Genomic DNA, 20,922 nt, shown 5'->3' on the forward strand with positions numbered 1-20,922 from the left:
TAAAGGTTACCCTTCCACATAGCAGAGCCTATGATTACTTATCGTTTAAAGCGACAACACCTGGTAATGCTTTACCCTCCATAAATTCAAGAGACGCACCACCACCAGTGGAAATGTGGCTCATTTGATCTGCAAGGTTGAACTTCTCAACTGCTGCTGCAGAATCACCGCCACCGATAACAGAATATGTATCTTTTGCTTCTGCTAGGGCTTCTGCAACTGCCTTCGTACCGTTTGCAAATAGATCGAATTCGAAAACACCCATAGGTCCGTTCCAAATAACTAGCTTAGAGTTTTTAATAACGTCGCTGTAAACCTCTGCTGTCTTTGGTCCAATATCAAGTGCTTCCCAATCTGCAGGAATTTCATTGATTCCAACGACTTTCGTATTGGCCTCTTTTGAGAAATCGTCTGCAACAATCGCATCGACAGGCATATAGAACTTAACGCCTTTTTCTTCAGCCTTTTGCATAAACGTCTTTGCCAGCTCAATTTTATCTTCTTCTAATAGTGATTTTCCAATTTCATGGCCCTGTGCTTTAATGAATGTGTAAGCAAGTCCGCCACCAATAATCAGGTTATCTACTTTTTCTAGTAAATTTTCGATAACGCCAATTTTGTCCTTTACCTTCGCTCCACCGATAATAGCTGTGAACGGTCTTTCTGGATTTGATAAAGCTTTTCCTAACACTTCAAGTTCTTTTTCCATTAAAAGACCAGAAACGGCAGGTAGGTGGTGAGCAATACCTTCAGTTGATGCATGCGCACGGTGAGCAGCACCAAAAGCATCATTCACATACACATCCGCTAATTCTGCAAATGCTTTTGCAAGCTCTGCATCATTTTTCTCTTCACCAGGATAGAAACGAACATTTTCTAAAAGAAGAACATCTCCATTACTCATTTCAGAAATGATGGTTTGAACGGATTCACCGTATGCTTCGTCCGCTTTCTTTACATCTTTGTTTAATAGCTCTGATAATCGCTTAGCAACTGGAGTGAGTCTTAACTCTTCTACCACTTGCCCTTTTGGACGTCCTAAATGACTTGCTAATATTACTTTTGCTCCTTGATCCATTAAATATTGAATCGTTGGAAGGGCAGCGCGAATACGTGTTTCATCTGTAACTTGACCATTGCTCATTGGCACGTTAAAATCCACACGGCAAAATACACGCTTTCCACTTAACTGTAAGTCTTTAACACTTTGCTTGTTCATGATAAAGGACCTCCTTAAAATACTTTCAATTTCATGAGCTGCATTCAACTAAAAGATTGATGCTTCCTAAATAAGAAAAGGAGAGTGGGGAATCCTCCCCGCTCCCCTTTTACCCTTTATGTCGTTCAGTTAGACGCTTTAATAAAAGGTCTAGCTTCCCTTATGGATAAAGATATCTATTGAGGGAAGTTTTTCCCTTTATCATTATAGACGTTCACGTTTTTAATATCCATTATATTCTTGTGAACATACATATAATTTTCAATTGGTTAGATTATAGGCCTTTTTGTGCGATGTAATCTACTAAGTCTACTACACGGTTAGAGTAACCTGACTCGTTGTCATACCAAGAAATTACTTTCGCCATGTTTCCTTCCATTACCATCGTAGAAAGAGCATCGATAGTAGAAGAATCCGGATTTCCGTTGTAGTCACCAGATACTAGTGGCTCTTCGCTATACCCAAGAATTCCTTTTAATTCACCTTCAGAAGCTTCTTTAAGAGCTGCATTAATTTCTTCAGCTGTTACGTCTTGGTTTAATTCAACTACTAAGTCAACTAAAGAAACGTTTGGAGTCGGAACGCGCATTGCTCCACCGTTTAATTTTCCTTTTAATTCAGGAAGTACTAATGATACAGCTTTTGCAGCACCAGTAGTTGTTGGGATAATGTTTTCAGCAGCTGCACGCGCACGACGGTAATCCTTATGTGGTAAGTCAAGGATTTGTTGGTCATTTGTGTATGAGTGAACTGTTGTCATCATACCACGCTTGATTCCAAATTTATCGTTAAGAACTTTAGCAAAAGGTGCTAAGCAGTTTGTTGTACAAGATGCATTTGAAATAACGTGGTGATTAGCTGCATCGTAGCTTTCATGGTTTACACCCATTACAATTGTGATATCTTCTTCAGTTGCAGGAGCAGAGATGATTACTTTTTTCGCACCAGCTTCTAAATGCTTCGCAGCATCAGCGCGCTTTGTGAAGCGACCAGTTGATTCTACTACTACTTCTACACCAAGATCTCCCCAACCTAATTGAGCTGGATCACGTTCTGCAAGAACTTTTACTTTATGGCCACCTACTACTAGGTATTCACCATCAACTGTTACATCTTGATCTAATTTTCCATGTACAGAGTCATATTTTAAAAGATGAGCTAACATGTTAGCATCTGTTAAGTCATTTACTGCTACAACCTCTACATTAGGGTTCTTAAGAGCTGCGCGGAATACTACACGTCCAATTCTTCCAAATCCATTAATACCAATTTTTACTGCCATGATTTTTTCCTCCTTTAAGTGGGTAGGGATAATATTTATATTAAGGGGTTACCCTTGTAACAACCTTTGTGCTGCACCTTCGTCTGTAATTAATATGGTTGATTGAGGTGCTTTCTTCAGATAAGCCCGAATCGCTTTCGCTTTCGAAGCTCCACCTGCAACTGCTAATACATGTTCAATATGCTCTAAATCCTTTAATTGTAGTCCTACAGTATGAACTTTATGGACTACCTCACCAGCTTCGTTAAAATAATAACCAAATGCTTCACCAACAGCATTTAATTGCTGGAGCTTTGAAATATCTTCTATGCTCGTTTTTCGACGTTCTGCCATTGTTATAGCGTCTCCAATCCCATGAAGCACCATGCTAGCAGCTTTAATTAATTTTAAAACGTCAATGATGTTTGGTTCATTCATAAATGAATCGTACATTTGCTTGCTTACTTGATCTGGTACGTAAAGTACGCGATGTTTGGATGCGGTGTTTTCTGCCATATTCGCGCAAATCGTGTTTGCTTCATTTTTGACATCCTCACCAATTCCACCTCGAGCAGGAACAAATAACAATTTTTTGCCTTCTATTAGCTCTGGGTTTAGCATTTCTGCTACAGCTGCCATTGTCGAGCCCCCAGTTACTGCGATGATATTTTCCCCATCAAGCAAGGCTTTCATGCAACTCGCTGTTGCTCTACCGAGTTCATTTTTAACCCAAGGAGATTCATCACTATTTCCAGTAACGATAACAACCTTCTTGATTCCTAATTGCTTTTGAAGCTGCTGCTCCATTTCGTTAACACCTGTCACATCTCGCATAATGCCTTCTAGCTTTTCAAGGAGCTGCTGTCCTTCATTGGTTAAGCTCATTCCAATTGTTGCGATTGAAAGGAGATTTTGGTCTTTTAGAAATTCGACCTCACCTCTCAGCACACGTTCAGTTAAACCAAGGCTTAACGACAAGCTCCGTCTTCCTACAGGCTGCATGATGGAAATGTAATGAAGGATGTAATACCGCTTTTGCATAACAGAAAGCAAATCAGGTAATAATCTTTTTTGTATATCAAGTAATGAGTGCATTCATAATATCTCCTTTTTATAGTTGGGCAATAATCGTCCCGCTAAGTCATATTATGTCCCACTCACTTCAAAAAAAATCACTCCCGCTTTACAAGTTCATTCTAGCAGGAGTGAAGTGGCTTTTCAACTTAAATAACCTACTTTTTTGTTGTAAGCGCTTCATATATGAACATTTTGTCAACCTGTCCATACTGAATCTCTTCACCGTCCCATTCTACGACGGGTATCATTAATCCATAGCGCTCCGTTAGATCATCACTTTTTTCAATATCTACTTCTTCAATTACAAAAGGAACCTCACTCTGGAGATCTACGAGGATTTCCATAGCTTGCTCACATAGATGGCATCCTTGACGTGTATATAATTTAATGATGGTATTCATCTGTATACGCCCCTTTATTACTCGTATCGCTTTCGCTTGGAGGAGGACGGTATCCCTAGCTGATCACGGTACTTCGCAATCGTACGCCTAGACACAACGATTCCTTCTTCGTCTTTCAGAATACTCACTAGCTGCTGATCTGAAAGTGGTTTTTGTTTATTCTCCTTATCTACAAGTCTTTGAATGACGTTCTTTACCTGCTGAGAAGATGTATTTTCATCAGAGGTTGTCTGTATCGTGCTGCTAAAGAAGGACCTTAACTCAAACGTACCGTATGGGGTCTGCGCATATTTCTCCCTTACAGCACGACTAACCGTAGATTCATGAATTTCTAATTCATCAGCTATTTCCTTCATCGTCATTGGTTTGAGATGTGAGGGTCCTTTAATGAAAAAATTCGACTGCTTCTCAACAATTTTCATCGAGACATTTGTGAGCGTTTCTTTCCGTTGTTCAAGACTTTTTAATATCCAATGGTAGTCCTGCTGCTTTTCATTTAAAAATCGGTTAACCTGTTGGTCTTCGTGTTTTGAAAACTTCTGATAATACGTGGTGTTAAATTTTATTTTCGGAATTAGCTCATCAAAAATACTAACGGCAAACGACTCTCCATCCCATTTGATGACGACATCGGGAACCACATATGATGCTTTTTCCGTCTGAAATCGAGACGCCGGCCGTGGATCTAGAGTTTGAACGTAGTCAAAGACTTCTTGAATTTCCTTTAGATCGACCCCTAGAAGCTTCGCTAATGGTTTCCATTTACGATCAGCAAATGCTTCGAAGTGTTCTTCAAGGATGACTTCTGCTAAGTCATAGCCATAATCTTTTACTTGTAATAGTAAGCACTCTTGAAGAGACCTAGCACCAATTCCAACAGGCTCCAGCTGTTGAAGTCTATCTATATATTCGCTTGCCAATTCACTGGTTAGCCCACAATGCTCCATCAATTCCTTCGTACCAATTAACAAGTAACCGTTTTCATCTAGATTATGAATAAGATAATCGTATATTTTGTTCTCAGATGAAGTAATTTGTTGATCTGTTAGTTGTGAGAGTAAATACTCAGACAAGGTGTGAACCTCTGCCCCTATTTGTTCGATCCAGCTTTGTTTATCCTTTTCGGGTTTCATCCGATTCAATTTTAACTGGTCTTTTCGTGGATCCATCGCCGTAATATGGCCTGTTTCAATTTCAAGTAGGGGATTTTCGAGTGCTTTATTCTCTAAAAAAGAAGTAAGCTCTTGAGTGGAATATTGTAGCAGTGCAATTGCCTGAGTTAGCTCTTGTGTCATCGTTAATTTCAGTGTCTGCTGTTGATACAACCCGGCCTTTAAATTCATCTAACATTCCCCCTCCCCTCATTTTACAATAAGCCGCCCAAATGTTGTATGGAAATAAATTGACATGCTGGCAGAAAATCATTTCACTACAAGTAGATTGTTAGTATTTATATTCTCATGATCGGAAATTATTTATTAGAAGAGAGGATGTGCATTTTTTCTATACTAGATCAAAGTCCTAGATAGGTTTTGGCTTACATACGGATTGATTCTAAAAAGCTGCGGATTTCTCAGTGGTTCCTGCGGATTTATCAAACTATGTTACGGATCTCCATCTTTCTATCTAGTAAAAAAACACCCCTTCATGCTGGATATCCAGCATGAAGGGGTGTTTTGTATTCGTCCTATTTACGCCCTCGGAGGGAATCGAACCCCCATTTTAAGAACCGGAATCTTACGTGCTATCCGTTGCACCACGAGGGCAAATTGTGTTAACGTCAAGCATTTTGGGTCACTCTTGACGTTACACCATAATACTAAGATTGCGCTAAATTGTCAATACCCGCGGGATGGGACGAGTAAGCTTTACTTCGTCCTTTCATGTAAGAAGTTCTAGCTGCTGAGCAGCTTTAAAGTCGTATAGTGCAATGAAATCAATCAAGCATCGCATGTCTTTTTCTAGTAGGATGTTAGCTAATAAGGGAAGGTCAGTTAAAATGTATGCTTCATCATTTGTTCTGTCACACATTTCTTCGAGGTAACGAAAGAATAGGTAGCTGTCAGCTTCTGATTTCATCTTGAATTGGTCAATTAATGCTTCTACTGCAGTTGTAACGATTTGCTTCGGCATGTCATTCTCCTCCAATTTTCTCAACACCCTCATTGTCCAGCTGCTCCCAATCAAAAATTCGCAACGGTCTCATATAGAGTGTTATCTGTAGGTACGTGGCATATTTATATGATACGCTTACATATGATAAGAAAAGTGTAAACGGGTTGGGAGCATCTAGTTCTGAATACACTCTTCTAATTTAGCTATTTTCCGTAAAATACTCTGCGGTGAAAAGGTCAGCTACCACTTATTTTATTTTCGAATGACCTAGAAAATGATGCTCCTTTTGGAGGGTTTCTCGTTTAGAAGGAGACTTTCCGGGGTATGATGGTTAGAGATGAAAAATTGGTGAGTGATTTGTTTGACCTTTATTGACCATCCGTGTATCATTAGAGTACATACAAGCAACATCTATTACCGAATTAGACGTTATACTCTTATTTTAAAGGAGGAAATCTGATGAATTTAATTCCTACAGTTATTGAACAAACAAACCGTGGTGAGCGTGCATACGATATCTACTCTCGTCTTCTGAAAGATCGCATCATTATGCTTGGGAGTGCTATTGATGATAACGTTGCCAACTCCATTGTTGCTCAATTATTATTCCTAGAAGCTGAAAACCCTGAAAAGGACATTTCCATCTATATTAATAGCCCAGGTGGAAGCATCACTGCAGGGATGGCAATTTATGATACGATGCAATTTATTAAACCAAAGGTGCAAACGATTTGTATTGGGATGGCTGCTTCTATGGGAGCATTCCTACTTGCAGCTGGTGAAAAAGGAAAGCGTTATGCTCTTCCAAACGCTGAGGTTATGATTCATCAGCCACTTGGTGGTGCTCAAGGGCAAGCAACTGAAATCGAAATTGCAGCTAAACGCATTCTTTTCTTACGTGAAAAGCTAAACCAAATTCTTGCGGATCGTACAGGTCAACCTATGGATGTTATTGCGAAGGATACAGATCGTGATAACTTCATGACGGCTGAAAAAGCGAAGGAATACGGCCTAGTTGATCATATTATTACGCGCAACTTATTAGACGAGAAGAAATAAGATACATTCAGGCCTCCAGGAGATGATCTTGGAGGCTTTTACATGCAGAAAAGCACCTATTGCGCTAGGTGCTTTTTCTCTTTATCCTTCTTGCTGAACATAAGTGACTAGTGCTTCTATAGCTTCTTCTTCATCGCTACCTTCGACTATTAGGCTCACAACCGAGCCGGAGCTAATCGCTAAGCTCATTAACCCCATAATACTTTTCGCATTCACCTTTTTCCCATCTTTCTCCAGAAATACATCAGATGAAAAACGATTGGCCTCTTGTACAAATAGAGCGGCTGGACGAGCTTGCAATCCCGTTCTTAGCTTTACTTCCACCTGTTTCTCCACCATTTTCCTGTTCCCTCCTATTTGACTATATTTATCCGATAGGCTCCCCGCGGCGAAGCTTCTCTGCCATTTCATCAATTTTTCTTAACCTGTGGTTAATCCCTGACTTACTAATCGTACCACCAGACACCATCTCCCCTAGTTCCTTTAAGGTGACATCCTGATAGGTAACGCGAAGCTCGGCGATTTCCCTTAGCTTATCTGGCAGAATATGAAGTCCCACGGATTCTTCGATATAGCGAATGTTTTCCACTTGTCTCAGAGCAGCACCTATCGTTTTATTTAAGTTAGCTGTTTCACAATTAACGAGTCGATTGACCGAATTTCTCATATCTCGGACAATCCGAATATCTTCAAAGCGAAGAAGAGCACTATGAGCACCTACGATGTTTAAGAACTCTGTTATTTTTTCTGCTTCTTTTAAGTAAACGATAAACCCTTTTTTTCGTTCAAGCGTCTTACTATTTAACCCGAAGTTATTCATTAATTCACTTAAGGCTTCATTATGCTCCTGGTAAAGTGAGAAAATTTCAAGATGATAGGAAGAGGTTTCAGGGTTATTCACAGATCCCCCTGCTAAAAAGGCTCCTCGCAAATAAGAGCGCTTACAACATTTCTTTTTTACCAAATCACTTGAAATATTATGTGTAAAAACAAAGCTTTCACCAATAATTTTCAAATCAGCCAGTATTTCTCTAGCCTCTTGTGCGATGCGGACGATATAAACGTTATTTTTCTTCAACCGCATTTTCTTTCGAACTAGGAGTTCCACTTGGATGTTGTAGTATTTTTTAATTAACGTGTAAATTCGTCTAGCAATAGCCGCATTTTCCGTTTGAATATCTACCACTAGATTTCGATTAGAAAAAGAAAGTGAGCCATTCATTCGAATCAATGCGGACAATTCAGCTTTTCCACAACATGCTTTCACATCAATATTTGTCAGTTCTTTTTTTGTTTCTGAAGCGAAAGACACCCCTTCACCCCCTATAGACAAACGCTTGCACAGCTATAATTACGCTTTAAAACGTTTATTAGTTTCATTTAATAGCAAAGAATATAAAATTCTTGCCACTTCATTTGTATCATGGCGAATGACCTCATTCTCGAGATTCGCAATTTCACCGAATATCACTTCTAAACCTAGCTCGTATAGGCGGTTTAGATCATAAATAACTGGTTTTGCCAGCTCTTCGCTATAGCGATCCTGTATTACTTGTGGAATTTCTTCATTATTTACAAGTATGGTGTTAATAAATGCACATCCCATATGCTCATAAATCGCTCGAACGTGGTCACTAGCAGTGAAATCTAATGTTTCACCTGCCTGTGTCATTAAATTACATATATACACCTTCTTGGCACTTGAGCGGCAAACCTCATTCCCAAGCTTAGGTACTAGTAAATTTGGCAATATACTTGTATATAGGCTTCCTGGGCCAATAATAATCAGGTCTGCTTGTCGAATGGCATGAATGGTTTCAGGCAGTGGACGAACATCCTTAGGTGTTAAAAAAACTTTCTTAATTCGTTTGCCCGAATATGGAATTTTTGATTCACCTGATACAATCGATCCATCTTCCATTTCTGCGTGTAACACGACACTTTTTTCAGCAGCAGGTAAGACCTTCCCTCTTACATTTAACACTTTGCTCATTTCTTGCACTGCATGCGTAAAGTTACCTGTAATGGATGTCATCGCAGCAAGAATTAAATTCCCTAAAGAGTGACCTGCTAATTCATTAGAAGATGAAAATCGATGCTGGAACATCTCTTCGACTAATGGTTCAACATCGGATAAGGCTGCTAGCACGTTGCGAATATCTCCTGGAGGAGGAATATCAAGCTCTTCTCTTAATCGCCCCGAGCTACCACCATCATCAGCAACTGTTACAATGGCCGTAATATCCACTGGATATTGCTTTAACCCTCGCAATAGTACAGGTAGCCCTGTTCCGCCACCAATGATGACAATTCTAGGCTGTCTAATCCTTGTCATTTCTGTTGATCCTTTCTTTTCTCGATGTCACGGTGGGTAATACAAGTGTGGTAGTCACCTGCAAAATGATGGCCGATATGCTCTGCCAAAGCGACCGATCGGTGCTGACCACCTGTGCACCCAATCGCAATTATTAGCTGCGCCTTTCCTTCCCTCTTATAGTGAGGAAGCATAAAGCTCAGTAAGTCCGTAACCTTTTCGAGGAATTTATTCGTTTCGTTCCACTTTAACACGTATGTTGAAACTTCTTCATCCAAGCCTGTTTTCGGCCTCATATGCTCAATATAATGTGGGTTAGGTAAGAATCGTACATCGAACACTAAATCAGCATCAATAGGAATCCCATGTTTAAAACCAAAGGACATGACATTCACTGTGAAAATCGTTTTTTTATTCATCGAGAATTCATTTAGAATTTTCTCCCGTAATTCTCGTGGCTTCATTCCTGAAGTAGTGTAAATGAGCTGTGCCCTTCCCTTTAATTCCTCTAGCAGCTCTCGTTCAAGCTTAATGCCCTCAAGAGGAAGCCCTGACGGTGCAAGTGGGTGGAAGCGTCTAGTTTCCTTGTATCTTCTAACAAGTGTTGAATCATCTGCATCTAAGAAAAGGATTTGCGGTGTCACCCATGAGGTTTCAGCAAGATCATCTAACGCCTTAAATAAATGGTCAAAGAACTCTCTGCCTCGCAAATCCATTACTAATGCAACTTTATTCATCTTATTCCCAGATTCCTTCATCAGTTCAAGAAATTTAGGCAATAACGTCGGAGGAAGATTATCAACACAGAAAAATCCTAAATCCTCAAAGCTTTGGATGGCTACAGTTTTTCCAGCTCCAGACATTCCAGTTATGACGACCATTTGAGTATCGCTATTCGAACCTATACTCATTGTTATTTCCCCCTTGGTATTCGCATTTAGCTTGGATCTAATCGATAGCTAATTAATTCAAAATCTGGTGTATATGTGAAGGTTCCATAAATGATTCCGTTTCCATGGATCATATAATCTAATATATGATAATCACCTGGTGCCATAGGTAAATTCTTCATGTCCTCCCAAGAATGCCAAGACAGCGTGCCTTCTTCAGACTCATTCAAGTTGATTCCATCCGCTTCTTTTGTGAAAAAGGTGAACATCATCCACTCTGAGACCACTTGATCGCCTTCTTTGATGATGAAGGTGAATATCCCTTTTAAATTCGGATTTCTTAAATATATGCCTGTCTCCTCACGAAATTCCCGAATACACGAATCTCTAACTGATTCCCCTGGCTCCATTTTCCCACCAGGCGCTACCCACCAGCCTCTTCTTGGCTTTTGTAGCAATAACACTTTATCGTCCTTTAACAAAACGCAATTCGTCACTCGTTGCAAGTCTATTCACCTCATCTTGCTTCATTTATCTATGTAATCTCACGAAGAGACCTAATTATTTTAATTCTTATCATTATACTATTTTTAGTCATTCGTCACAACGAATAGGACTAAGACAAATTTGGGTAAAAAAAGAGCACAGGGGGTACCTGTGCGAACAAAGGATTATATCTTTAAAAGGGGGTCAATTTCTAACTATATAATAACCTATCTTTATTTCACTACTGTTACAGGATAATTAAAAGGGAATGACTTTTTGTAAAAATGCTCACTGTTTTATATTTCTTAATCACTTCAACCATAATTTTTCAGAAAAACTATTCTATTAGGCGAACAAAAACTGCACTCATACATACATGAGTGCAGTCCAACAATCAAACAATTATTTCAAGCTTTCCATTAATTCCTCTACATAGTGCTGTACACTTTGTGCAGCAATACTACCGTCGCCTGTTGCTGTTACAATTTGACGAAGTGACTTTTCGCGAATATCTCCTGCTGCAAAAATTCCAGCCACTTTCGTTTCCATACGGTCATTTGTTTCGATATATCCAGCTTCATTGGTAATCCCTATGCTAGCAAATGGTTTAGAAAGAGGAACCATTCCAATGTAGATGAATACACCGTCCGTTTTAAACTCTTGCTCTTCCCCATTTTCAGTGGATACTAATGTGACGCTGCCTACTTTTCCGTCTTTTTCATTAATTTTCTTTACTGTATGACTCCAAATGAAATCAATTTTCTCGTTGTCGAATGCACGATCCTGAAGAATTTTTTGAGCACGTAGCTCGTCTCGGCGGTGAACAATGGTTACCTTAGAAGCAAAACGTGTTAAATACACACCTTCTTCTACAGCAGAATCTCCTCCACCTACTACAACAAGCTCTTTCCCTTTAAAGAATGCTCCATCACATACTGCACAGTAAGAAACTCCGCGACCACCTAGTTCTTTTTCCCCTGGTACACCAATTTTCTTATACTCTGCACCTGTAGTAATGATTACGGCACGTGCTTTATATTGCTTAGATCCTGCCACTACCGTCTTATACTCTTTCCCGTCAATTACTTCTTTGATGTCTCCGTATGCATATTCTGCACCAAATTTCTTAGCATGATCAAACATCTTTGTCGAAAGATCTGGTCCTAAAATATGATCAAATCCTGGATAGTTTTCAACCTCTTCTGTATTAGCCATTTGTCCACCTGGTACTCCACGTTCAATCATTAAAGTAGAAAGGTTGGCACGAGATGTATAAACAGCTGCAGTCATCCCTGCTGGACCTGCACCAGCAATGATCACATCATATATTTTTTCTTCAGTCATATCGGTTCGCTCCTTTGCCGTATATCCTCGAAATGGATTATACTTTTTACTATTTCCTTACTACCCTTATAGTATTAAAGAAAGGAATTATAGTCCAAAAATCTGCTTGACTATAGGTGTTTATTCACCATTTTTACATATTTTTGTAGGGTGGATGTCGAAATTCCAAACTTAGCTGCTACCGTTTGCTGCGTTTGTTTGACATGCTCCGACTTTGACCATACATATTCTGTTGCTGCCGCCCACGCAGATGGATTATTCCATTGCTGCTCTTGATTGGCCATTTCGAGAAATACGGAAAACCATGTATATAAAATCGATTCTTCATTTTCTTTTTGCAAGCGTTTCGCAATGTCAAAAGCAAACTGTAAGGTAGTGGCTGTACCTTCTAAATACTGTCTTTCAAGCGTCGTGATGTTCCCGGATTTTGGGTATACCTCTAATGCCTTTGCTTTGTGACCAGCTTCAACTGCTAAGAATAACCCGACTAACCGCTCAATGGCTAAGTCACTTTTCATCTTTTTCAAAAAATGAGAGGATGTTGCTTCTGCTTCTTCTGCCCATGGCTCATTGCCTTCTTGCTCAGGCTTTAATTCCACTACCTTCTTCCAAAGCAGTTTCGCCATCTGTTCTCGACCAGTAAAATACGATGATAGTGTTAAATAGTAATAAAAGCCCCAATCCCCATGATAGCCTGATTTCTGCAATCTGCGTAGCCATAGTAGCGCCGTCTCATAATCTCCAACTACTGCTAGCGTTGTCCCTAGCTTTAATTGATGGTCTGCTAATAACGGCTTTATTTTTCTAAGTGCCACCTTTAAGGATGCTACTTCCTCATAGCGATTCTCTGCAAATGCAAAGAGCAGCTTATTACATAAGGCATGTAGATTGCCTGGATTAAGCTCTAAAACAGACTCTAAAATTTCATATGCCTTTTGCTTTTCATCTAGATGATAATAAGCAAGTGCTAAATTATTATAAGCTGACCAATACTCAGGATATTGCTCAATGACTTCTTTTAATAGAACAACGGCTTCAGAAAACTGACGATTTTCAATGAGGTCAGTAGCCTTTTCTTGTTTAATAATGAGGTCATCCTCTTCAAAGAAGCCCTCTTCGAAATCCTCTTGCTCAAGAGACAGCAAATCAAGCAAGTCCTCTGCGTCCTCAATGAACTCACCATCGATATTTAGATCTATATAAAGAGTGGCATGATGATGTGCATCTTTGAAATACCCGATGTGGGCATAATTGTTAGCAAGGAAATAATGGCATTCGACCATATCTGAATCTATTTCTTCAAGGATCATGTGTAAAAGACGATTAGAATGCTGGTACTCTCCCATTTCTGTACAAACAATCGCCAATTGACAAATAATCATTGGCTCGTTAGGTTCTAGATGCATGGCACGCTGCAAATATTTTTTTGATTTATGAAAATCCCGACGATGATACGCTTTTATGCCTTTTGAGAAGTAGTACTCACCGGTAGGAATAAATGATAATAATTTCCCTTTTGGTTGTCTTACGAAAGAGTCTTTACCCATGCAATCCTCCATAAAAAGATTTTTAACTTATGTATTATAACATATGTAACTTCCTTTAGAGAAGAGGGGGAAGGGAAAGATCAGTCACACCAAATGCTGACAACTTTTTCAGTTCGTCAGGCGAATTCGGACATTTCCTGGGAAATATCGACTTATTCGACAAATGCACAATAGAATTTCTCATTCAATAAGAAAAGCGAAAGCGCCATGTCCAGCGCCTTAGGGACTTGCGGGACTCGAAGGAGGTAAAGGAAAACACGATGAGCTTGTAAGCGAATTGATGTCGACTTATTGTAGCAAGAGGACCGAAGTACACTAGGAGCTAGGGCGCTTGCGCTGGACAATTCTCTAAGTTTTAATTTTTCACTTTCTTACTCTAAAAAAAAACCGGGCCATTTTACACCGGTTCATTACTTGACATGTCTCTTCTCTAACACGGTTAAAACCTCTTTAACGCTAAGCTTTTGCTCAGTAAGAAGGACGAGTAAGTGGTAAAGTAGATCTGCCGCCTCCCATTTTAGCTCTTCACTGTCTCTATTTTTAGCGGCAATAATCACCTCAGCTGCCTCTTCCCCAATTTTTTTAAGGATTTTATCGACACCTTTTTCAAATAAATAGGTTGTATAAGCCCCCTCGGGACGTTCTTTTTCCCGTGAATCAATGAGCTTTTCTAGCTTCATCAAAATTTCATAATCAGATAAACTCGCACGATCATTCTCTTGATCTACGATTAGTTCTTCATGAAAACAACTGATTGCGCCTGTATGGCAAGCAGGACCTAATGGCACGACTTCAACAAGCAAGGCATCTTGGTCACAATCATATGTCATCCTAGTGATTTTCTGGGTATGACCGCTTGTCGCTCCCTTATGCCATAGCTCTTGTCGTGAACGGCTATAAAACCACGTTTCTTTCGTTTCAAGGGATTTTTCTAATGACTCTTGGTTCATATAAGCTAACGTTAATACTTCCCTTGTTTCAGCATCTTGAACGATTGCAGGAACTAACCCTTGACCATCAAATTTAATTTGCTCCATATTCATCGTACACACAGCCCCATTTCTTTTAAGTATCCCTTTACTTCACTAACGGAGGTCTCCTTATAATGAAAGATGGAGGCAGCAAGTGCTGCATCTGCTTTTCCAGCAACAAAGGCATCTTTGAAGTCAGCTGCATTTCCCGCACCACCTGATGCAATAACAGGAACAGATACCGCTTCACTTACAGCCTTTGTTAGTTGGACATTAAAGCCCTTTTTCTCCCCATCAGCGTCCATGCTTGTCAGAAGGATTTCTCCTGCCCCGCGAGCAACTGCTTCCTTCACCCAATCAAGCACCTTCCAGTCTGTTGCAGTCCGTCCCCCGTGAGTATACACGCGCCACGTTCCCATTGTTTCATCATATTTCGCATCCACAGCTACTACGATGCATTGAGAGCCAAAATAATTCGCTCCCTCTGTAATCAGACTTGGAGATTCTACCGCAGCAGTATTTAATGACACTTTGTCTGCCCCTGCACGAAGAATCCGTTTCATATCCTCTAAAGAGTTAATGCCTCCTCCTACCGTGAACGGAATGGCTAACTCTGCCGCTACTCGCTTCACTACTTCTACCATTGTTTTGCGCCCTTCATGTGAAGCAGAAATATCTAAAAAAACAAGTTCGTCCGCACCTTCCTTATCATATACCTTTGCTAATTCAACAGGGTCTCCTGCATCTCGAAGTTGAACAAATTGAATCCCTTTCACGACACGGCCGTCTTTCACATCTAAGCATGGAATAATTCGTTTCGTTAGCATGAAGTCACCTCGTTCAAGGCTTCTCTAACAGAAAAGCGGCCTTCGTATATCGCTTTTCCTACAATAGCACCGGCCACACCTTTATTTTGAAAGGATGCTAATGAAGTTAAGTCGGAAAGCTGACTTACACCACCTGAGGCAATAACAGCCTTGCCTGTTTGTTCTGCCATTAACTGAACTGCCTCCAGATTTGGGCCTGATAACATCCCATCCGTTGCAATATCGGTAAAAATAAATGTCTCTGCACCAGCATCAGCCAGCCGCTTCCCTATTTCTACTGCTTGTACCTCTGATGTATTTAGCCAGCCATGTGTTGCTACATACCCATTTTTCGCATCGAGTCCAACAGCGATTTGTTTCCCATATTTTCGTATCATTTCGATGGCAAAATTAGGATCTGAAACAGCGATGCTTCCGATGATGACTCGCTCTACACCATTAACTAAATAGTGGTCAATATCGTGTTCAGATCGAATTCCCCCACCAATTTGGACTTTTGCATGTAATTCATTCGCTGCTTTTAACACGAACTCGTCATTTACACGTTTGCCTTCCTTAGCTCCATCCAAGTCAACCATATGGATCCACTTTGCTCCTTCCTCAGCAAATCTCTTGGCCATCTCAAAGGGAGAATCTCCATACACAGTCTCTTGACTATAATCTCCTTGAAGCAAACGAACACATTTGCCGCCCCTCATATCAATCGCCGGGTATACGATAAAGCTCATGCCATTCCCACCCTTTCCCCTGCTATCTCTGTAAATTTTTTCAGTAGCTCCATCCCTAATTTCCCGCTTTTTTCTGGATGAAACTGCATCCCGTAAACTTGATTTCTCCCTACAACCGCTGGAACTTCTACATCATAGAAGCTAGAAGCCAATATTACATCTGTTTCCTTCGGGTCGACATAGTAAGAATGAACAAAATAGACATGATCCTCATCAGCCGTTTTAAAGAGTGACGAGCGATTCGTAAAGGACAATTGGTTCCAGCCCATATGGGGAACTTTATACGCTTCCCCCTTATGATTCACTCCTGAGAAGCGCTTCACTTCACCTGGAAGCAAACTTAGCCCCTTAGTTATCCCGTTTTCCTCACTCTTTTCAAATAAAAGCTGCATCCCTAAACAAATACCAAGAAGAGGCTTACCAGTTTCTACAAATTGATGAATCATCGCATCTAAACCGGATTGAGTCAAGATATTCATTGCATCTTTAAAGGATCCTACCCCCGGCAGAATCAAGGCATCTGCCTTCAGTAACTCTTCTTTGCTTTCAGAAATAAAATAAGATACGTTTAGTCGTTCCAGAGCTTTGCTCACACTAAACAAATTTCCCATTCCATAATCGATGATGCCAATCATGATTTATAACATTCCCTTCGTCGATGGGACCCCTTTAATCCGTGGATCGATTGTAGTTGCTTCATCCAATGCACGTGCAAGTGCTTTAAAAATGGCTTCAATGATATGGTGAGTGTTTTGTCCGTAGTGAACAATGACATGCAAATTCATTCGTGCCTCTAAAGCAAGCTTCCATAAGAACTCATGAACAAGCTCTGTATCAAACGTCCCTACCTTTTGACTTGGAAATGTAGCCCGCATTTCCAAATGAGGTCGATTGCTTAAATCGACGACCACTTGGGCAAGTGCCTCATCCATCGGAACAAACGCATTTCCATATCGTTTAATTCCTTTCTTATCTCCTAATGCTTCTCGTAATACATGACCTAGGCAAATTCCGATATCCTCTGAAGTATGGTGGTCATCAACCTCTATATCTCCATTCGCCTGAATCGTTAAGTCAAATTGGCCGTGTTTTGCAAACAAATCAAGCATATGAGTTAGGAAAGGAACACCTGTATGTAAAGTTGATTTTCCCTCTCCATCAATTGCTAATGTTAAGTCTATATTCGTTTCATTTGTTGTTCTTTTAATTGATGAGGTTCTAGCCATAATTCATCCTCCAATATTGGGATATTTTCATTTGACTGTTTTCGAATAAAATTAGGACAGATTCCCATTGCTCCATGAAACTCGCTTGCCGCGAGACACGCAGAGAGTATCCTCGGCTTCGCCTGTGGGGTCTCACCTGTCCACTGCTCCCGCAAGCGGCTCGGATCCTTCCGCTCCAAACTGCTAACCTTCGTATGAAGCAGGAATTCTACCTGGTATAAAACAACAATCTTCTTAGAGAATAGCTTTTCATTTAAAGCAGTATTGCCATGCGTACGACCATTGAATTCGTTATTTTTTCAACCGTGACTCCACCGCTCTGGCATGTGCCTCTAACCCTTCCAACCTAGCAAATTGAGCAATCTTTTCTCCGTTCTCCCGAAGTGCTTTTTCGCTATAGTAGATGAGGCTCGATTTCTTTTGAAAATCCTCGATGCTTAACGGACTAGAAAAACGTGCGGTGCCGTTTGTCGGCAGCACATGATTAGGTCCGGCAAAATAATCTCCAACCGGTTCAGAGCTGAATCTTCCGATGAAAATGGCTCCAGCATGTCGAATTTCTCCCACCAGTTCCATCGGATTTTCTGTCATAATCTCTAAATGCTCAGGGGCTAACCCATTTATGGTAGCTATCCCTTCAATGATGGTGTTTGTCACATAGATCATTCCATATGTGGAGATAGCTTCCTTCGCTATTTCCTTTCTAGGAAGTAGTGCTAATTGCTTTTCCACTTCCAGTTGAACTGCTTCTGCAAGGTTCTCTGACGGTGTCACAAGTACGCTACATGCCCGTTCATCATGCTCTGCTTGCGAAAGAAGATCTGCTGCCACTTCCGCTGCAATGGCGGTATCATCTGCTAAAATAGCAATCTCACTTGGACCAGCAATCATATCAATATCCACATCTCCGTATACTTCCCTTTTAGCAAGTGCTACAAAGATATTCCCAGGTCCAGTAATTTTATCTACTGCACATATCGTTTCGGTTCCATAGGCTAAGGCGGCTACCGCTTGGGCGCCTCCTACCTTATAGATTTCGGTCACACCTGCTTCATGTGCGGCTACTAGCACTGCTGGAGGCAGTTCTCCTTGGCGATTAGGAGGAGATACGATAACTATCCGCTCAACACCTGCTACTTTAGCTGGAATAGCATTCATCAGAACGGAAGAAGGATAAGCGGCCTTCCCTCCTGGTACATATAACCCAACTGAGTCGAGAGGGGTGATTTTCTGCCCTAGCATCGTCCCATTTGCTTCCGTTGTAATCCAAGAAGGTTTTACCTGTTTTTCATGATAGCTTCTAATATTGCATGCTGCTTCTTGAATGATATCGATATCGCTTGAAGCTAGCTTTTCATATGCTTCCTGTATTTCCTCCTGGCTAACTAGTAAGCTCGAGAGCTCCACTCCATCAAACTGCTTTGTAAATACGTTGAGAGCCGAATCCCCCTCTCGTCGTACCCTATCAATAATCGCCCGAACAATTGCTCGCTGCTCTTCTGTCCCGCTATCAACCGAACGTTTAACTGATACTGCTTCCTCCACTTTCACTATCCGCATTCGAATATACCTCCTTACCCCACTACATCACTAATTACGAGGTTTAACCTTTCTACGATTTCACTTATACGACGATCCTTTATTCGGTAGCTAACAGGGTTGACGATTAATCTTGACGTAATAGTCTCTATCTTTTCATACTCGACAAGCCCGTTCTCCTTCAACGTGCGCCCAGTCGAAACGATGTCGACAATTCGATCAGACAATCCAATCAACGGAGCAAGTTCAATCGACCCGTTCAGCTTGATTACTTCCACTTGCTCACCTTGCTCACGAAAATAAGCAGCAGCAACCTTTGGGTATTTCGTTGCCACTTTTGGCGCGATATCATTCATGTTCGTATGTGGTAGACCTGCTACCGCTAAGTAGCAGTCACTGATTTGCAGGTCAAGAAGCTCATATATATCCCGTTCCTCTTCAAGCATTACATCTTTCCCAGCAATTCCAAGATCCGCGACCCCATGCTCCACATAAGTTGGGACATCCATTGGTTTTGCCAAAATAAACCGAAACTTCTCTTCTTCCACATCAATAATGAGCTTTCGAGAGTCTTCAAATTCAGGAGGCAGGTTAAAGCCAGCTTGACGCAACAGCTCTGCAGCTTCATCAAAAATTCTGCCTTTTGGCATGGCAATCGTTAACCATTCACTCATTTCACCGACTCCTTTCCTGCTTTTCCAACTAAGAAAACAACCTCATCATAGAGATTCGTACACGCATCTATATGACGAACCCCCCGTATATCCTGCAAAACCACCTTTATGCCATCCGCTCGTTTGCTTTTGGCCAAATCGAAAGCTTCCTTACGGCGTTCTTCACTAAATAAGATACATTGCTCTGGACTACTATTTTCCAGCTCACCTATAGCCTCAATTAGCCGATCTAACCGGATCGCAAATCCAGTAGCACCTGTATATTTTCCAAATTTCTCTAGCAGCAGATCGTAGCGTCCTCCATTCCCAATAGGAAAGCCTACATCCTTTGCATATACTTCAAACAAAATCCCTGTATAGTAGCTCATATGACTAACAAGCGTGAGATCAAATTTTAGCTTTTCCTCTTCGCCATAGTCCATCATCGTGTCCCACAGCTGTTTTAATTCAATAATCGCTTCTCGTCCTTTTTCATTTTCCAATAGATCTAAAGCAGCCTGAAATACCTCTTGGCCCCCTCTTAATTTTAAGAAATCAATTAGTCGCTGTTTATCTATACTCGATAAGGAAAGGCTCTCGATATGCTGCCTGTATCCGACATAATTTTTTTCATATAAGAATTTCGTCAATGTGTTCGCTCGCTCTTCTGTTCCAAGAATTTGAACAAATAATTCCCGTACAAAATCAATATGGCCGACTGAAATTTGAAAATTTTCTAATCGTGCTTTTTTTAAGGCTGAGATCATTAAAGCAATCACTTCTCCATCAGCGCTAGTCGTCGAATCACCAATGCATTCTACCCCTAGTTGTTCAAATTCAGCAGGTCTCCCTCCTTCACGCTGCTGCGATCTGTAGACATTTGCTGAATAGGCTAACCTAAGCGGCAAATCCTCCTTCAAAAGCTTAGAGGCCGCCACCCTAGCAATGGGCGCCGTCATATCCGGGCGCAACACTAATGTGTGTCCCTGCTGATCCAAAAGCTTAAATAGCTGCTTATCGAGAATGGCAGAAGCGCTCCCGACTGTTTCAAAATACTCAAGGGTTGGTGTTGCAATAAATTGATAGCCCCATTGTTTCATTTCACGTTCTGCAGAGATACGTACTTGATTTTTCGTTTCCCACAAGTCAGGAAGAGTGTCTCTCATCCCTAATGGTTTTTCAAACATAAATAAGCGACTCATGCTTCTCACCTCAACAATGATCAAATTCCGAATCCTTTAATTCGCTAATATATTAGTGAATTG

22 protein-coding genes and 1 tRNA gene are annotated in these 20,922 nt (G+C 40.7%); 1 reads left to right on the forward strand and 22 read right to left on the reverse strand.

Annotated features, from left to right (window positions below; translation table 11 throughout):
- Nucleotides 1–34: 34 nt before the first annotated feature.
- From LS684_RS18255 to LS684_RS18285, 7 genes are all read right to left on the reverse strand, one after another.
- Nucleotides 35–1,219, reverse strand: coding sequence for a phosphoglycerate kinase (locus LS684_RS18255; protein ID WP_233808166.1), 1,185 nt, complete (start codon nucleotides 1,217–1,219; stop codon nucleotides 35–37).
- A gap of 274 nt (nucleotides 1,220–1,493) precedes the next feature.
- Nucleotides 1,494–2,501 (reverse strand): type I glyceraldehyde-3-phosphate dehydrogenase, encoded by a 1,008-nt coding sequence (gene gap / locus LS684_RS18260; protein ID WP_233808169.1) that lies wholly within the window; start codon nucleotides 2,499–2,501, stop codon nucleotides 1,494–1,496.
- 48 nt (nucleotides 2,502–2,549) lie between these two features.
- Nucleotides 2,550–3,575, reverse strand: coding sequence for a sugar-binding transcriptional regulator (locus LS684_RS18265; RefSeq protein WP_233808170.1), 1,026 nt, complete (start codon nucleotides 3,573–3,575; stop codon nucleotides 2,550–2,552).
- Nucleotides 3,576–3,712: 137 nt separating this feature from the next.
- Nucleotides 3,713–3,958 carry a glutaredoxin family protein gene (locus LS684_RS18270; protein ID WP_233808172.1) on the reverse strand — a complete coding sequence of 82 codons (246 nt, stop codon included), beginning with the start codon at nucleotides 3,956–3,958 and terminating at the stop codon, nucleotides 3,713–3,715.
- A gap of 17 nt (nucleotides 3,959–3,975) precedes the next feature.
- Complete coding sequence (gene rpoN, locus LS684_RS18275) at nucleotides 3,976–5,301, reverse strand: RNA polymerase factor sigma-54 (RefSeq protein ID WP_233808174.1); 1,326 nt, start codon at nucleotides 5,299–5,301, stop codon at nucleotides 3,976–3,978.
- A gap of 351 nt (nucleotides 5,302–5,652) precedes the next feature.
- Nucleotides 5,653–5,724 (reverse strand) — tRNA-Arg (locus LS684_RS18280).
- 115 nt (nucleotides 5,725–5,839) lie between these two features.
- Nucleotides 5,840–6,091: a hypothetical protein gene (locus tag LS684_RS18285; protein WP_233808176.1), complete on the reverse strand. Its 252-nt coding sequence runs from the start codon at nucleotides 6,089–6,091 to the stop codon at nucleotides 5,840–5,842.
- A 441-nt stretch (nucleotides 6,092–6,532) separates the two neighbouring features.
- Between LS684_RS18285 and clpP the strand changes: the two genes are divergently transcribed.
- On the forward strand, nucleotides 6,533–7,132 hold the full coding sequence (clpP, locus tag LS684_RS18290; RefSeq protein ID WP_233808178.1) for an ATP-dependent Clp endopeptidase proteolytic subunit ClpP: 600 nt from the start codon (nucleotides 6,533–6,535) through the stop codon (nucleotides 7,130–7,132).
- A gap of 81 nt (nucleotides 7,133–7,213) precedes the next feature.
- Here the strand turns inward: clpP and LS684_RS18295 are convergent, their stop codons facing one another.
- From LS684_RS18295 to LS684_RS18365, 15 genes are all read right to left on the reverse strand, one after another.
- Nucleotides 7,214–7,471, reverse strand: coding sequence for an HPr family phosphocarrier protein (locus tag LS684_RS18295; RefSeq protein WP_233808180.1), 258 nt, complete (start codon nucleotides 7,469–7,471; stop codon nucleotides 7,214–7,216).
- A 28-nt stretch (nucleotides 7,472–7,499) separates the two neighbouring features.
- Nucleotides 7,500–8,444 (reverse strand): DNA-binding protein WhiA, encoded by a 945-nt coding sequence (whiA, locus tag LS684_RS18300; protein ID WP_233808181.1) that lies wholly within the window; start codon nucleotides 8,442–8,444, stop codon nucleotides 7,500–7,502.
- A gap of 39 nt (nucleotides 8,445–8,483) precedes the next feature.
- Nucleotides 8,484–9,467, reverse strand: a complete 984-nt coding sequence (locus LS684_RS18305) for a gluconeogenesis factor YvcK family protein (RefSeq protein ID WP_233808183.1) — start codon at nucleotides 9,465–9,467, stop codon at nucleotides 8,484–8,486.
- Nucleotides 9,464–10,357, reverse strand: a complete 894-nt coding sequence (rapZ, locus tag LS684_RS18310; RefSeq protein WP_233808184.1) for an RNase adapter RapZ — start codon at nucleotides 10,355–10,357, stop codon at nucleotides 9,464–9,466. The genes LS684_RS18305 and rapZ overlap by 4 nt, the downstream gene beginning before the upstream one ends.
- A gap of 26 nt (nucleotides 10,358–10,383) precedes the next feature.
- Nucleotides 10,384–10,842, reverse strand: coding sequence for an NUDIX hydrolase (locus tag LS684_RS18315; protein WP_233808186.1), 459 nt, complete (start codon nucleotides 10,840–10,842; stop codon nucleotides 10,384–10,386).
- A 382-nt stretch (nucleotides 10,843–11,224) separates the two neighbouring features.
- Nucleotides 11,225–12,166 carry a thioredoxin-disulfide reductase gene (gene trxB / locus LS684_RS18320; protein WP_233808188.1) on the reverse strand — a complete coding sequence of 314 codons (942 nt, stop codon included), beginning with the start codon at nucleotides 12,164–12,166 and terminating at the stop codon, nucleotides 11,225–11,227.
- Nucleotides 12,167–12,276: 110 nt separating this feature from the next.
- A complete protein-coding gene (locus tag LS684_RS18325; protein ID WP_233808192.1) occupies nucleotides 12,277–13,713 on the reverse strand; it encodes a tetratricopeptide repeat protein in 1,437 nt (478 codons plus the stop codon).
- 410 nt (nucleotides 13,714–14,123) lie between these two features.
- On the reverse strand, nucleotides 14,124–14,756 hold the full coding sequence (gene hisIE, locus LS684_RS18330) for a bifunctional phosphoribosyl-AMP cyclohydrolase/phosphoribosyl-ATP diphosphatase HisIE (protein ID WP_233808197.1): 633 nt from the start codon (nucleotides 14,754–14,756) through the stop codon (nucleotides 14,124–14,126).
- On the reverse strand, nucleotides 14,753–15,511 hold the full coding sequence (gene hisF / locus LS684_RS18335) for an imidazole glycerol phosphate synthase subunit HisF (RefSeq protein WP_233808202.1): 759 nt from the start codon (nucleotides 15,509–15,511) through the stop codon (nucleotides 14,753–14,755). Before hisF ends, hisIE begins: the two co-directional genes overlap by 4 nt.
- Nucleotides 15,505–16,239: a 1-(5-phosphoribosyl)-5-[(5-phosphoribosylamino)methylideneamino]imidazole-4-carboxamide isomerase gene (hisA, locus tag LS684_RS18340; RefSeq protein WP_233808204.1), complete on the reverse strand. Its 735-nt coding sequence runs from the start codon at nucleotides 16,237–16,239 to the stop codon at nucleotides 15,505–15,507. The genes hisF and hisA overlap by 7 nt, the downstream gene beginning before the upstream one ends.
- Complete coding sequence (hisH, locus tag LS684_RS18345; protein ID WP_233808206.1) at nucleotides 16,236–16,874, reverse strand: imidazole glycerol phosphate synthase subunit HisH; 639 nt, start codon at nucleotides 16,872–16,874, stop codon at nucleotides 16,236–16,238. Before hisH ends, hisA begins: the two co-directional genes overlap by 4 nt.
- A 3-nt stretch (nucleotides 16,875–16,877) precedes the next feature.
- Nucleotides 16,878–17,465 carry an imidazoleglycerol-phosphate dehydratase HisB gene (hisB, locus tag LS684_RS18350; protein WP_233808208.1) on the reverse strand — a complete coding sequence of 196 codons (588 nt, stop codon included), beginning with the start codon at nucleotides 17,463–17,465 and terminating at the stop codon, nucleotides 16,878–16,880.
- Nucleotides 17,466–17,756: 291 nt separating this feature from the next.
- Nucleotides 17,757–19,025: a histidinol dehydrogenase gene (hisD, locus tag LS684_RS18355; protein WP_233808210.1), complete on the reverse strand. Its 1,269-nt coding sequence runs from the start codon at nucleotides 19,023–19,025 to the stop codon at nucleotides 17,757–17,759.
- Nucleotides 19,026–19,039: 14 nt separating this feature from the next.
- Nucleotides 19,040–19,678 (reverse strand): ATP phosphoribosyltransferase, encoded by a 639-nt coding sequence (gene hisG, locus LS684_RS18360; protein WP_233808213.1) that lies wholly within the window; start codon nucleotides 19,676–19,678, stop codon nucleotides 19,040–19,042.
- Nucleotides 19,675–20,859 carry an ATP phosphoribosyltransferase regulatory subunit gene (locus tag LS684_RS18365; protein ID WP_233808214.1) on the reverse strand — a complete coding sequence of 395 codons (1,185 nt, stop codon included), beginning with the start codon at nucleotides 20,857–20,859 and terminating at the stop codon, nucleotides 19,675–19,677. Before LS684_RS18365 ends, hisG begins: the two co-directional genes overlap by 4 nt.
- Nucleotides 20,860–20,922: the final 63 nt, after the last annotated feature.

The organism is Cytobacillus spongiae (genome assembly GCF_021390075.1).